Source organism: Sphingomonas rubra, from assembly GCF_900115745.1.
Classification (GTDB): domain Bacteria; phylum Pseudomonadota; class Alphaproteobacteria; order Sphingomonadales; family Sphingomonadaceae; genus Sphingomonas; species Sphingomonas rubra.
Genome location: NZ_FOXP01000008.1, coordinates 1 through 12,736, shown reverse-complemented (window position 1 = coordinate 12,736; position 12,736 = coordinate 1). Strand labels below are relative to the sequence as shown.

Here is a 12,736-nt window from a genome sequence, read left to right as displayed (position 1 = left end):
TCGCCATCGGCCATGTGCTGGAGCGGTTCGTGATCCGCGGGCTCGATCAGCAGCTCGACGCTGAGGTCGCCATGCTCAGCCGTGCGCTGCGGCCCGATGGCACGCTCGACCGAGCGCGGATCGTCGACCTGCCGGTGTTCGAGGAAGCCGGTCGAGGCTGGGGTTGGAAGGTCGAAAGCTCGCGTGGGCGCTGGACCGGTGGGGACGCGATCGGTAGCGGCGTACCCCGCCCCGAGCACGGTCCGAAGGATCGTCATGGTCCGTCGCACACCGGCGCGATCCCCAGAGAGGGCGTCACGGACGCGGGCGAGCCCGTTCACACGCGCACGTTGATCGTGCCCACTAGGGCGGGGGACGTAGCGGTTGTCGCCGGTGGACCGCGTCGTATCGCCACCTCGCCGCTCCGCGAGGCGATGCTGCCGTTGCTCGGCTCGCTGGCGATCCTGGGACTGGGCCTGGCGCTCGCGACCATGGCGCAGCTACACTTCGGGCTGAGGCCCCTCCGCACCTTGCGGGCGGCGCTCGCCGACGTGCGCGCCGGTCGCGCGCGTCACGTTCCCGAGGATCAGCCCGCCGAGCTGGCGCCGCTGGCTGTCGAACTGAATGCGCTGGTCGATCAGAACAAGACGCAACTCGAGCACGCGCGTCGTCACGTCGCGAACCTCGCGCATGGGCTCAAGACTCCGCTGGCGGCGTTGAGCGTCAAGCTGGCGGAGGGCGGGCGTGATCCCGACCATTCCCTGCGCACGATGGTGGCGGATCTCGACAACCGCGTCCGACATCATCTGGGGCGGGCACGGTCGGCCGCGCCGGGCGGTCGGCACCATGTCCGGACGGTGCTGGTACCCGCAGTCGACGCCCTCGCGGCGGTGATGCGCGGGGTGCACGCCGACCGCACCATCGATCTCACGATCGACATCGCACCAGACATGGCGGTGACCGCGGACCCGCAGGATCTCGATGAGATGCTCGGCAACCTCTTCGACAATGGCTGGCGACATGCCGCCTCGAAGGTTCGCATCAGCGCCCGCCGGATAGGGGCGACCATCGAAGTCGCGATCGAGGACGATGGCTCCGGCTTGTCGGAGCAGTTGATCGAGGAAGCGCTCGTGCCGGGCCGCAGGCTAGACGAACGCGGCGATGGCCATGGGTTCGGGCTGCCGATCGTGCAGGAACTCGCCGAACTGCACGGCGGCTCGCTAAGGCTCGGCCGATCAGACCTTGGTGGATTACGCACCACGCTGGTGCTCCTGTCCTGCGCAGACGAGCGCTGAGTGCTATGATCTGCCAGGACCTATATTCGGCCGTTCACGGGTTGAGAGAGCCTTGCCGCTTTCAGCTCTTCATTCATGTATTTCATGCGACCGACTTGAAGCCGGTCTGCTCCGCTACGTTCTAGACGCCGTGCCGCGCGACGGTGACGAACCACCGAACGCTAACACGACGATGATACGCGGCGGTGCTGTCAGTCTAACGCGAACCGCTCTCCACACGATGCATGTCGGTCTTTGAGGGCAGGGGTCTAGCTGCCACTCCGCCAGCGCGGCGGAGCGTCGTTCCCGGTAGGTCTGTCGATCGGTGAGGTGGCGCTCCAGACTGAAGTGGTTGTGGACGTTGGCGTGGACGGAGGCGAACTTCTGTAAGCTCTTCATCTGCCGGAACCGGAGCATGGCTCGTTCTCGTCGTCGGAACGGCAGGTGGCTGTTCTCCACCCGGTTGTTCGCCCAGCAACCGACCTCCTGCTTCTCGGCGGTGCCGAGTTCGTTCATGGCGGCACGGTAGGAGCGCAGGCTGTCAGTGATGAGCGTCTCGGGCGCGCCGTGGCGCTTGAGCGCCTTCTTCATGAAGGTGAGTGCCGCCGCCTTGTCGCGTCTCCTGGTGACGTAGCTCTCGAGCACCTCGCCCTCGTGATTTACCGCTCGCCAGAGGTAGACCATCTCGCCGTTCAGCTTCACGTACATCTCGTCCACGTGCCAGCGCCAGTAGCGAAAGCCACGCATGCGGCTCACCCGTGCCCGGCGGATGTCACCGGCGAACAGCGGGCCAACCTGTTCCATCAAAATCTGACTGTCTTATGACAAACGGCAATGCCGCGCTCGAACAGCAAGTCCTCGACGTTCCTGAGCGACAGCGGAAAGCGTACGTACATCAGCACGACCAGTCGAATCACCTCGGGGGACGAGTTGAAGCGGCGGAAAGGGGAGGGCGGTTTGGCTCTGGATCTACGGGGCACGCAGGGATCGTATCAGTCCCATTGCGACGCTGTCACGTTGGTCTTACAGCGCCATGTAGTGCATTTCAGGCTGTATTTGATCATCTAAGCAGATCGGTGATCGGCTGCCCATAGCTTTGACAACACCCGCGGTGTGCTTGGTCACGAGAAAAGAGTACCGTTCCGCAGCTTAGACGCGGTGCATCGGGTCTTATCGCTCCTGTGCCTTTATGCGACAAAATCTGGCTCTCGGGACGTCAGGGCCTTTGCCAGCCGCCTCCAAGTGCGCCGTAGAGTGCGATCGCGTTTGTCAGCCGGTCGTTTTCGGCCTGCACCAGCGACAGCTCGGCGGTGAGCAAACTGCGCTGGGCGTCGAGCTGCTCGATGTATGCCGAATAGCCCGCGCGGTAGCGATTGGTCGCGTTTTGGAGCGCACCGCGCGCGGCGGCGACCTGCCCTGCGAGGGCCGCCGCCTGCTCGCGCGTGCGCTTAACCCCCGCGAGCGCATCGTCGACGTCCCGAAAGGCGGACAGCGCCGTGCGGCGGTACGCGAACGCCGCCTGGTTGCGCCGCGCGGTCGCCGCATCTTCCTGCGCGGCGAGCCGGCCGCCGTCGAAGATCGGCGCGAGGATGCTGGCGCCGAGCGAGAATACCCCGACCGGATTACCAAGCGCAGTCGACAGCACCAGCCCCGCGGACCCGGTGAGCGCGAGGTTCGGCAGGAACGTCGCGCGCTGGCTGTCGAGGCTGCGGTCGGCAGCGACCAACGTCTGTTCGGCCTGGAACAGATCGGGACGGCGGCGGAGGAGGTCGGCAGGTAACCCGGCGGGTATATCAGGCACGGTCAGGCGGTTGAGCGGCAGCCCTCGCGCGATCGGCCCTGGGGTATCGCCGACCAGCAGCGACAGCGCATTCTCCTGGCGCGCAATCGCCAGCTGGGCAGTTGGAACGAGCTGCTCCGTCGCGGCGTATTCGGCCTGTGCCTGCCTGAGCTCGAGCCGGGACGAGTAGCCGGTCTCGAACCGGCGCCTCGCGATCCGCAGCGCCTCGCCGCGTGCCGCCAGCGTATCGCGCGCGATCTGCAGCCGCTGGTCGAGTGCGCGCAAGGTGACGTAGCCGCTCGCGGTGCTGGTCGCGGTCGCAAGCCGCACCGTGTCGCGGGCCGCCTCAGTCGCCAGTAATTGCGCCCGCGCCGCGCGGCTCGCCTGGCGCAGCCGCCCGAACAGGTCGAGGTCGAAGCTCGCGGTCACCCCCGGCTGCGCGCCGATCGCGCGCGACGGAGTGCCGAGCGGGCTGAGCGTCTGCCCCTGCGTCTCGGGCAGCGTGCCGCCGACCTGGGGGGACAACTGCGCGCGCGCCAGCGCCTCGGCGGCATGCGCCTCCTCGACCCGTGCCGCGGCGACCGCCACGTCGACGTTGTTGGCGAGCGCGCGCGCGACCAAAGCCGACAGGGCGGGATCGCCGAACCGCGTCCACCAGTCGGCGTCGACCGTCGCCCCCCGCCCGGTGCCGCTCCGCCACCCGGGCGGCGCGACGACCTCCGCCGCAGCGGGTGCGGGCGCGCGCGGCCCCGCCGAAACGCAGGCGGCGAGCGGCAGCGCGAGGAGGAGGCCCGCGCGCCTCATCGCGCATCCGCGGTGTCGACCTTGGCCACCACCGACATGCCCGGCCTGAGGCGTGCCGCGAGCGGCTGGCCGGGGTCAATGCGCAGGCGCACCGCGATCCGCTGCGCGACCTTGGTGAAGTTGCCAGTGGCGTTGTCGGATTTCAGCACCGCAAACTCGCTCCCGGCGGCGGGCGAGATGCGCTCGACTCTTGCCGTGAGCCGCTCACCGCCAAGCCCGTCGACGGTGAAGCTCGCCCGCTGCCCGACCGCGATGCGCGCGGTCTGCGCCTCCTTGTAGTTGGCGATCACCCATATGTCGGGCGGGACCAGGAACAGGAGCTGCGACCCGGCGGTGACGTACTGGCCGACGCGCACGCCTACCTCGCTCAGCCGCCCCGCCTCGGGTGCGCGTATGACCGTGTTGGCGAGGTCGATCCGTGCGAGCCTCAGCGTTGCCTCTGCCCCGGACACGCCCGCCTGCTGACCGCCGCGCCCGACCTCGACGGTGCGGATATCCTGCCGAGCGATCTCGCGCGCCGCGCGCGCCTGTGCCACCCCCGCCTCGGCCTGGCGCAGCGCGGCGCGGGTCTGGTCGCGCTCGCGCAGGGAAACCGAGCCGTCGCTGACGAGGTCCTCGACCCGCGCCATGTCGGCGCGAGCGCGCATCAGCTGTGCCTCGGCATTGGCGACAGCGGCACCTTGCGCGCCAAAGCTCGCGGCGCGGCTTGCCGCCTGCTGGCGGCTGTTGGCGAGGGTCGCGGCCTGCGCGGCCACCTGCGCTTGGGCCTGTTCGACCCGTTGCGCGTAGATACGGCGGTCGACCTCGACCAGGGGCTGCCCGACCTTGACGGTGGCGAAGTCGGCAACAAGGACGCGGGTGACGTAGCCTGACACCTGCGGCGCGATCACCGTCACCCTGCCGCGAACATAGGCGTTGTCGGTGGTTTCCACCGCGGTCGCGAACGGTCCGATCCGCCACGCCGCCATCACCGCCGCGACGCCGGCGAGCACGAGCATCGCGATGACCAGCACCGCGCGCGCCGACAGCGGGGGCGGACGCCAGCCGGAGCCGGCAGGCGGCAGTGGGGCATCGTCGGCCAGCTTCTCCTCGGAAATGGGGCCGGCGGCCACCGGTGATCTCGGATCGGTCATGCAAGCTCTCCCCGCCGCCCCCGGTACGCCCGGCGCGCGAGCAGTGCGGCCAGATAGGCGAAGGTCAGGCCCGCGAGCAACGCGACGAGGCGGAACACGTCGCCATAGGCAATGACGTTCGCCTCGCGCGTTGCCGCCTGCGACAGGAGCGCACCGCCCTCCGCCGCGCGATAGGCAGGATCGCCGACGACCCGCCCGACGCCCGCCGCCCCCGCCTGGAGCCTCGCCTGGACAATCGGGTTGGTCGGCTCGATCGCTTGGACCAGCGCGGCGCTGTTCTCCTTCTCGCGGACCACCTGGTAGGTGCCGAGCAAGGCGCTGCCGCCGAGCCCGCCCAGGGAGTTGATGATCCCGAACAACGCGATGAAGCTGATGATGTGTCCGGTGCCTTCCTTTAGCGCGCGGGTCAGCCCGAAAAGGAGCGCAGGACCCAGGAAGAAGGTCGTGGCGAACGCGATCAATGCCTGGGTCCAGTAGAGCTGCGGCGCGCGGGTCAGGCTGGTCGCGTAGCTGTCGGCCCAGGCGGCGACCGCGACGAGGCCGACCGCAAGCATCACCGGATGCGCGGGCCGCGCGACGTCGAGCGTCGCCGCGCTCGCCACCACCCCGGCGAGCGAGGCGACCGCGACGATCGCGAACAGCGTCTGGAGCTGGTCGTTGGTCTGGCCGAGCGCGGTAAGAAGCCCGATCGCTCCCACCGTTTGCTCGGACAAGACGATCCGTGCCATCACCGTGACGATCGCGAAGCGGACGATGTCGGCGCTCGCCAGCCAGCGGATGTTGAGAAGCGGGTTGGCGCGTGCGCTTTCGATCAGGAGCGCCGCCCCCAGCATCGGGATCGCGGCCAGGAGCGCCCAGCCGATCCACGCCGCCTCGGTCCACCACACGACGCGGCCGAGGCCCAGCACCGCCGCGAACAATGCAGTGCTGCCCGCGAACAGCACGAAGGTGATGAAATCCAGCGGCTCGAACGCAGGGCGCTTGACCGTCGGCGGCAGCCGGAAGGCGAGCACCGCGGCGAGGCTGAGGATCGCGAGCCCGAGTTCGAACAGGTAGAGCGTCCGCCACTGGCCCATCGCGAGGAGATCGGGCGAGAACAGCCGCGCGAGCGGGGTCGCGCATTGCGGCACGCCGATTCCCAGCACCACGCCGCGCAGCCGTGCCGCGGGCGGCACTGCCTGCATGATGTAGTAGAGCGCGAAGGTCGACAGCGGCGCCGCCGCCATGCCGCTGCCGGCGCGCACCAGGATCGCGGTGGAGAAATCGTGCGCGAACAAATGGGCGAGGGTTAGCACGACGTAGAGTCCGACGAAGATCAGCGCAAAGGGACGGAGGCCGAACTGCTGGCGAAACTTGATAAGGAGGAGATTGATGCTGACGTTGGTCATCACATAGACGGTCGGCAGCCATGCGATCTGGACCGTGTCGAGCCCCAGCGCGCCGCCCAGTGTAGTCGTGTTCACCGCAACAAGCGCGTTGCCGAACCCTGCGGTCAGCCCCAGCAGCACGCCGACCAGCGCATAGGCGAACCGCCGCGTGGGCGGATGGTCGGGAGAACCCGGCGAACCGGGCATCTGCGGCGCCTCGTGCGCGGCATAGACCCAGTCCTCCTCGGCGAGAAAGCGGCTGAGGCGAGCGCGGAGCGACATCGGTACTGCTCTACTGGAGAAGGGGATTGTGTCACTAACAACCATCTGGCGACCTTCGGCATCACGCCGGATGTATGAGATCGCTAATATGCTGGTTCGGCAATCGATCGTCTGACTGGACCCAGATCCGGTCATCATCAGCGTTTCTGTTGGTTTTTTAAACCGGACGCTCAATTACACGGGGGCGTCAGTACGCGGCCGCTAAGAATGTGATACTTTTAGGCGTCATATTCTGGTCAGCTGGCCATGGCTGGTCAGACCCACTTTCCGACATTGGGAGTGCTGCTTCCGGCTCTCAGCTTCGGACGTCCGTTCATTCAGGTGAGTTGCGTTACGATGTAGGTGGCGATCTTCGTGTCGGCGCTTGCGAGAGGATCAGGCGGTCCACCACTGCCGCCAACCGCTCGTCCAGCAGCGGCAGGAGTTCCGTCCACCCGCTCACGCCATCGAGCTTACCCGGACCGTCGGAGACGCCGCGAAGTCCGATCATCGACACGCCGAACCGCTGGCAGGCGCGCAGCACGGCGAAGGTTTCCATGTCGACCAGGTCGGCGTCGATGGTCGCGTAACGGTCGCCCGCAACGATGTCGCTGCCGGTCGAGAGGGTGGCGCACGGCACGCCGGCGAGCGGCGTCGGCAGGCTGATGACCGGGGGATGATCGGCGAACGGCGTCACACCCGGCGGGAAGCCGAGCGGCGAAGCGTCGATGTCGCGCCACGACACGGATCCGATCTGGTACACGCCGCCGAGTTCGCAGCGACGCGAGCCGGCCGAGCCGAGCGAAACCACGAGATCCGGCAACTCGCCCGCCGCCCGGAGCTGTTCGAGGCGGATCGTCGTGCCGATCGCCGCCTCCACCGGACCCACGCCGGTGATCAGCGGGTTGATCCGTGCGCGCAGCTTCTCGCGATACTCGTGATCGGTCGCCATCACGAACAGGACGTGCCGGCTACCCGCCGATCGATCCGTGAGCGGGTTACCGATTACGATGCCCATCCCGACATATCCTCTTCCTGCGCAATCAGCGCGAGCCCGTGCGCAATCGAGGTCAGCTCGCCACCCGATGCGATCCGCTCCACGCCGAAACGCCGGGTGAACAGTGCACGCACCAGCGGCACCAGCGACGTGCCACCGGTGAGGAACACCCGATCGATGTCGGGCTCGCCGACGTTGGCGGCGATCATGGCCGCGTCCACGGCCGCGGCCATGCGGGCGACGTCCTCGGCGATCCAGCGCTCGAACTCTCCGCGCGTGACGTCCGCCTCGATCTCGACACCTGCGCCCGAAAAGCGGAAGGTGGCGCCGTCCTGCTCAGAGAGCGTCCGCTTGAGCCGCCCGACCGCATCGTACAGTGGAAAGCCGAGTTCGTTCTCAATCATCGCGATCATGCGCCCGATCGCGTCCGGGTCGAGCGCGGCACGACGCAGCCGCTCCAGTTCGTCCAGCGTGCGCCGGTTGCGCATCATGGCCAGCCTGGACCAGTCGCCGAACTCGGCGAAATAGCCGCCGGGTATTTCCAGCACCTTGTCGAAAGAGCGATATCGGCCGCCCTTGCCGAGCATCGGCAGCACCAGCCTGTCCACGATCCGCTGGTCGAACCGGTCGCCCGCAAGTCCGACGCCGGCATGGCCGAGTGGTCGGCATCGTTTCGGAGTGCCGGGTGCCTCGACCCGTACGACCGAGAAGTCGCTGGTGCCCCCGCCGAAGTCGGCTACCAGGATCATCGCCGGCTCGGTCAGGTGCGAGGCATAGCTGAACGCCGCAGCCAGCGGCTCGTATACGTAATGCACCTCGTCCGCGAAGCCCGAGAACATTGCGTCGTAGCGCTGTCTCGCCAGCTCCGCATCGGCACGTGCCCCGGCATAATGGACGGGCCGCCCGACGACTACGCGGTCGAGCCGATCGAGCCGACCGCCTGCCTGCGCTGCCAGCTGCTCAAGGAACAGACGTCCCAGCTCCTCGAAGCGATAACGTCGGGCGAACACCGGTGCGCTCTCGAATAGTGGGCTCGCCGCGACCGACTTGAACGACTGTAGGAAACGGCTGCCATCCGGATATTCCAGATATTCGTGGATTGCGGCAGGGCCTGCCGCCACGGCAAGGCCGCCGCGGATTGCATCGTCCTGCCAGAAGCACAGCGCCGAGCGGAACACGTCGGTGAGGCCGGCGGGGCCGTCGAACGTCATCAGCCGTGGCGGTGCGGTGTCGGCGTCGGCCAGCGCGGCGACGCTGTTGGTCGTCCCGAAATCGAGACCGACATGGCGGGGCGGACCCAGGCTCATCGGGCCGTACCTTCTGTTCCGCCTGCACGATCGAGCACCCAGGCAAGCACGATCCCGCTAAGGATCATCGCGATGCCGAGCGCGTGACAGGGATGCAGAGGCTCGGCCAGAAGGAAGTAATCAGCGCTGCTTCTTCGTGATGGTTGCGGTGAAGTCCGGATCCTTCTTCGCGACCCAGTCCACGAATCTGCGGACGTTAGCGTTGTCCAGCAGGCCCGCCACTTCCATGCCATGGCGCTGGAGTTCGGAATTGGTGAAATTGGCGGTAAGCGTCTGCTGGCAGATCGAATGCATTGGCACGACGTCGCGCCCACCGCGGCTCTTCGGGATGGGATGGTGCCAGACGATCGTCTTGCCGGTCGGCCGGCCGCACAGCCAGCATGGCACCGGCTCAGCCGCGGCATCGTCTTTCTGCGGGAGATGATCGTAGGGATCATGCTTCGAACGTCTGGCCATTGCTCAATCTAATTGCCTCGATTGCCGCCGCCTGTAGCGAAGCGAACAGCCGGATCATATTGAAAGCTGCCAAGGGTCCAGCGCCGCGGCATGATCGAGGAATAACCATGACGGACAAGGTGAAACCCTGGGATGCGGCATTGGTGCGAACGTGGCTTGATCGCCGTTGCGAAGCGTCAAGGCTGGATCAAGCAGCGGCGGACAGGCGCGGCTATGACGCCCGGGATGATTTTGACAAGGCTGCGGCCGAGGAATGGGCGTGCCGCGCGCTGCAAAGCGCCAATTGCACGAACGATCAGGCCGCTTTCGCCGCCCGTCTCAAGGAGTTGATCGGCCAGGACGAATATCCCCTAACTGGGCTCAATGACGAAGTCCGGTTCGAACGGCATGTCCGCACCTATCTGCGGAAGCTAGCCAAGATGACGAAGGCGAACGAAGGCTTCGAGAAGACCCTCCGCCATCAATGACGGTGATGGTGCCACAATCGATTAGACCCAAAGGCGGCCGCTGAGCGCTGCCGCTCACCTTCCAAATTTCTATCATTCGTTCAACAATCTGGCGGGCCTGCGGCTTGGATGTGGCGCATACCTGCTGAGTGGTCGACCTTTTACGATCCGTTCGGCGGTGTGAGCCAGCCTTGGTAATGAACGATAAGTCCGACCAGTGGCAACGTGATCGGCACGTCGAAGCTGAACCGGCCTTGCGCGTCTTCCGTCTCGCGCGCGTCTGATCGAGGTGCGAGTGCTAAAGGCAGGGGTACCCCGAAGCACGACCAGCCCCGCATGACCATGCGTAGGCCCCGTCCTTCGCGGATCAGCACGAAGCGGAAGCGGAGTGGTCCGAACCGCTCGACCAACTCTTGGCCACGCTGTGACATGCGGCTGCGGAACCGCCGTCCGGCGAAATCGCGCGTCCATGTCTCCTCGCCGTCCTGCTCCGAGAAGGACACGTGCAGCGCATGCTCGCCTGCGGGCGGAAAGCCGACGGCGGCGGCGATCAGCCGGGCGACGGGATGACCGCCGCGTGTCACCGTCGCATGGCCAGACGCACCTCCGTCGCGCAGGACGTCATGTAGCCCGCGCACCGCAGGGCAAAGCCGGTCGAACTCGCTACCCATGACCTGCCGGTAGAGCGGATCGGGTTGGCCGATCTCCCGCGTCTCGTGCCGGATCGCCAACCGCATGAAGTCGGGCTGGAAGTCAGCGATCGAGAGCGCCTCGCCGGCGTCGCGAGGACCGGGACTGCAGGCACCGGCGAGGATCCGCTCGGCCAGGATCGCGGCGGCGAGCGTCGGGATTTCCGGCCCGTCGCCCTTTTCGGCGATCAGCGTCCAGCGCCGCTCGACACGGCGGCCAGTAGCAACGCCGAACACGCGGACCACCATGCCTGAACGATCGCTGCCGAGCGCCGCCGTAAGGCGCTGAAGCGGCAGCAGCCATCGCGCCAGCGGGCGGAGTGAGACGCCAAACCAGCGAACAGGCCAACTCACCAGCCACAGCGCGAGGTTCTGGAAGCCGAGCTCCGTGCCCGCGCGAAACGTGACTGCGGGACGCCCGACCATCCGCTTGGGCAACAGACTCAGGTCGGGAACATCGGCAATCGCTACCCAGCGCCGACCAAGCGAGGTGCCGTCCGCGAAATCAAAATGCTCCCGGCGCATGTCCTGCCAGCCGTAGCCCGTACTCGCGCGACCGCCTCGCCTCAGGGGAACTGGCTGCCCCACCGAAGACAGGATCGCCGTCGCAACGGACCGGCCCGCTGCCGCCTGGTTGGACGCGCTGATCGCGGCTTCGACGGCGGTGACGCGCGACATACCGGCGGCAAGATGGCGCGCCACGGCCGCGGACAAGGCCGGTACGCTCGACGCCCCAGAGATCATGGGGACATCGGCGCGGAGAGTGCCGATACCTGACACAAATGCTCGGTCGTCAGCCAGGTCGAGATACGGTATGTTCAGCGCGGCGCACGCCTTCGGCACGCGGTAACCGCTGTCCTGAAAAGGACCTGCCGCATCAATGACCAGCGCGGGACGCTCTGTCGCGAACAGGGCTGTCAGTTCCCCGTTCCGATCGGCAACCAGCGGTCGACAGCCAGGTAAGCCGGAGCAGAAGCGCGTGGCTTCGGAGAGCCGACGTCCCGCCACGACGACCTCGTGCCCCGCTTCGGCCAGTCGACGCGACAGCCGGCCGCCAAAGCCACCATAGCCGCCCAGCACCAGTATCCCGCTCACAGTACTCGGTCGCGATCTGCAGGACTGGGCAGCCAGCACGTCTCGCGACGTCCGAACAAGCGGTAGCGGTTGCGCGCCACCAGCCGATATAGCGGATCGCGCAACGCCCGTGGCACCGCTCGCAACCAACCTGCAGCCCGCCAGGGCCAGCCGAGCCCGCTGTAGATCGCCAACACCGCATCGGAATTCTGCAGCACCTGATCGCCATCGACGACCAGGATCGTGTCCGGGTCCGAGGGGTCGATGCCGTGCCGTGCAAACAACTCGGCACCAATCCGGCCCTGCATGGAAGCCAGCTTGAAGCGCCGCCGCCGATCATGACGCAGCACGAACTGCGCGTTGGCGCTGCACAACACGCACATGGCGTCGAAAAGGATGATTGTCGGCTGCCGGTCCACGCGCGTCAGCAAGCTCATTACGATCGAGATGTCCAGCGTGCGCGCGACCGCGCGAGCAATGACCCACTTTTTGCCTTTCTTGGAGTCCCTGGCGCTCCTCACTTCCAGACGCTGGTTCATCCAAGTCCGCCGCAGAAGGCGTCCTTTCTGACAGGTAGGCAGTATGCATGCGGCAACCCGATCCTTCGCTCAGGGATTGTGCTGGTGGGCGATCGAACCGCCAAACCAATCGAGGAAGACCATGACCGATAGCGCCCTGAATGCCGGCGACGGCGGTGAGACGCACCAGAGGACGGACGCTGACCATCCCGTCCTGACGACCAACCACGGCACGCCGATCAGCGACAACCAGAACCAGCTCAAGGTCGGCGCACGCGGGCCCGTGCTGCTGGAGGACGAGGTCTATCGCGAGAAGATCAACCATTTCGATCACGAGCGTATCCCGGAGCGGATCGTCCACGCCCGCGGCTCGGCCGCGCACGGCTATTTCGAATGCACCGACAGCCTGTCCGACATCACGGTCGCCGACCTGTTCCAGAAGAAGGGCCAGCGCACCGACGTGTTCGTCCGCTTCTCCACGGTGGCCGGCGGTGCGGGATCGATCGATACGCCGCGCGACGTGCGCGGCTTCGCGGTGAAATTCTACACGCGCGAAGGCAATTGGGACCTGGTCGGCAACAACATCCCCGTGTTCTTCATCCAGGACGCGATCAAGTTCCCCGACCTGATCCATGCCGCCAAGATGGAGGC

11 protein-coding genes and 1 pseudogene are annotated in these 12,736 nt (G+C 66.9%); 3 read left to right on the top strand and 9 right to left on the bottom strand.

Annotated elements, in window-relative coordinates:
* The first annotated feature begins 29 nt into the window (after nt 1-29).
* On the top strand, nt 30-1,274 hold the full coding sequence (locus BM145_RS10760) for a sensor histidine kinase (protein WP_245739264.1): 1,245 nt from the start codon (nt 30-32) through the stop codon (nt 1,272-1,274).
* 252 nt (nt 1,275-1,526) lie between these two features.
* Here BM145_RS10760 and BM145_RS10755 read toward each other — a convergent pair.
* The 7 genes and pseudogenes from BM145_RS10755 to BM145_RS10725 form a co-directional block, all read right to left on the bottom strand.
* Nucleotides 1,527-2,233: pseudogene (locus BM145_RS10755) on the bottom strand (IS6 family transposase); the annotation flags it as partial.
* A gap of 236 nt (nt 2,234-2,469) precedes the next feature.
* Complete coding sequence (locus BM145_RS10750; RefSeq protein ID WP_093333663.1) at nt 2,470-3,837, bottom strand: efflux transporter outer membrane subunit; 1,368 nt, start codon at nt 3,835-3,837, stop codon at nt 2,470-2,472.
* Nucleotides 3,834-4,970, bottom strand: coding sequence for an HlyD family secretion protein (locus BM145_RS10745; RefSeq protein WP_093333662.1), 1,137 nt, complete (start codon nt 4,968-4,970; stop codon nt 3,834-3,836). Before BM145_RS10745 ends, BM145_RS10750 begins: the two co-directional genes overlap by 4 nt.
* A complete protein-coding gene (locus BM145_RS10740; protein WP_093333661.1) occupies nt 4,967-6,619 on the bottom strand; it encodes an MFS transporter in 1,653 nt (550 codons plus the stop codon). Before BM145_RS10740 ends, BM145_RS10745 begins: the two co-directional genes overlap by 4 nt.
* Before the next feature lie 331 nt (nt 6,620-6,950).
* Nucleotides 6,951-7,616, bottom strand: coding sequence for a 5'-methylthioadenosine/S-adenosylhomocysteine nucleosidase (locus BM145_RS10735; protein WP_093333660.1), 666 nt, complete (start codon nt 7,614-7,616; stop codon nt 6,951-6,953).
* The gene (locus tag BM145_RS10730; protein ID WP_093333659.1) at nt 7,604-8,902 is read right to left on the bottom strand and encodes an Hsp70 family protein; all 1,299 of its coding nucleotides are present in this window, start codon (nt 8,900-8,902) and stop codon (nt 7,604-7,606) included. Before BM145_RS10730 ends, BM145_RS10735 begins: the two co-directional genes overlap by 13 nt.
* 120 nt (nt 8,903-9,022) lie before the next feature.
* Nucleotides 9,023-9,358: a hypothetical protein gene (locus BM145_RS10725; RefSeq protein WP_093333658.1), complete on the bottom strand. Its 336-nt coding sequence runs from the start codon at nt 9,356-9,358 to the stop codon at nt 9,023-9,025.
* A gap of 107 nt (nt 9,359-9,465) precedes the next feature.
* Here BM145_RS10725 and BM145_RS10720 point away from each other — a divergent pair, with 107 nt between their 5' ends.
* Complete coding sequence (locus BM145_RS10720; protein WP_177200174.1) at nt 9,466-9,825, top strand: hypothetical protein; 360 nt, start codon at nt 9,466-9,468, stop codon at nt 9,823-9,825.
* A 140-nt stretch (nt 9,826-9,965) separates the two neighbouring features.
* Here the strand turns inward: BM145_RS10720 and BM145_RS10715 are convergent, their stop codons facing one another.
* Entirely contained in the window at nt 9,966-11,573 is a 1,608-nt protein-coding gene (locus BM145_RS10715) for a saccharopine dehydrogenase family protein (RefSeq protein ID WP_218149652.1), read from the bottom strand.
* 11 nt (nt 11,574-11,584) lie between these two features.
* A complete protein-coding gene (locus BM145_RS10710; protein ID WP_245739261.1) occupies nt 11,585-12,106 on the bottom strand; it encodes a thiol-disulfide oxidoreductase DCC family protein in 522 nt (173 codons plus the stop codon).
* 121 nt (nt 12,107-12,227) lie between these two features.
* Between BM145_RS10710 and BM145_RS10705 the strand changes: the two genes are divergently transcribed.
* Nucleotides 12,228-12,736, top strand: a 509-nt coding sequence (locus BM145_RS10705) for a catalase (RefSeq protein ID WP_143090164.1), incomplete at its 3' end; no start/stop codon positions are given.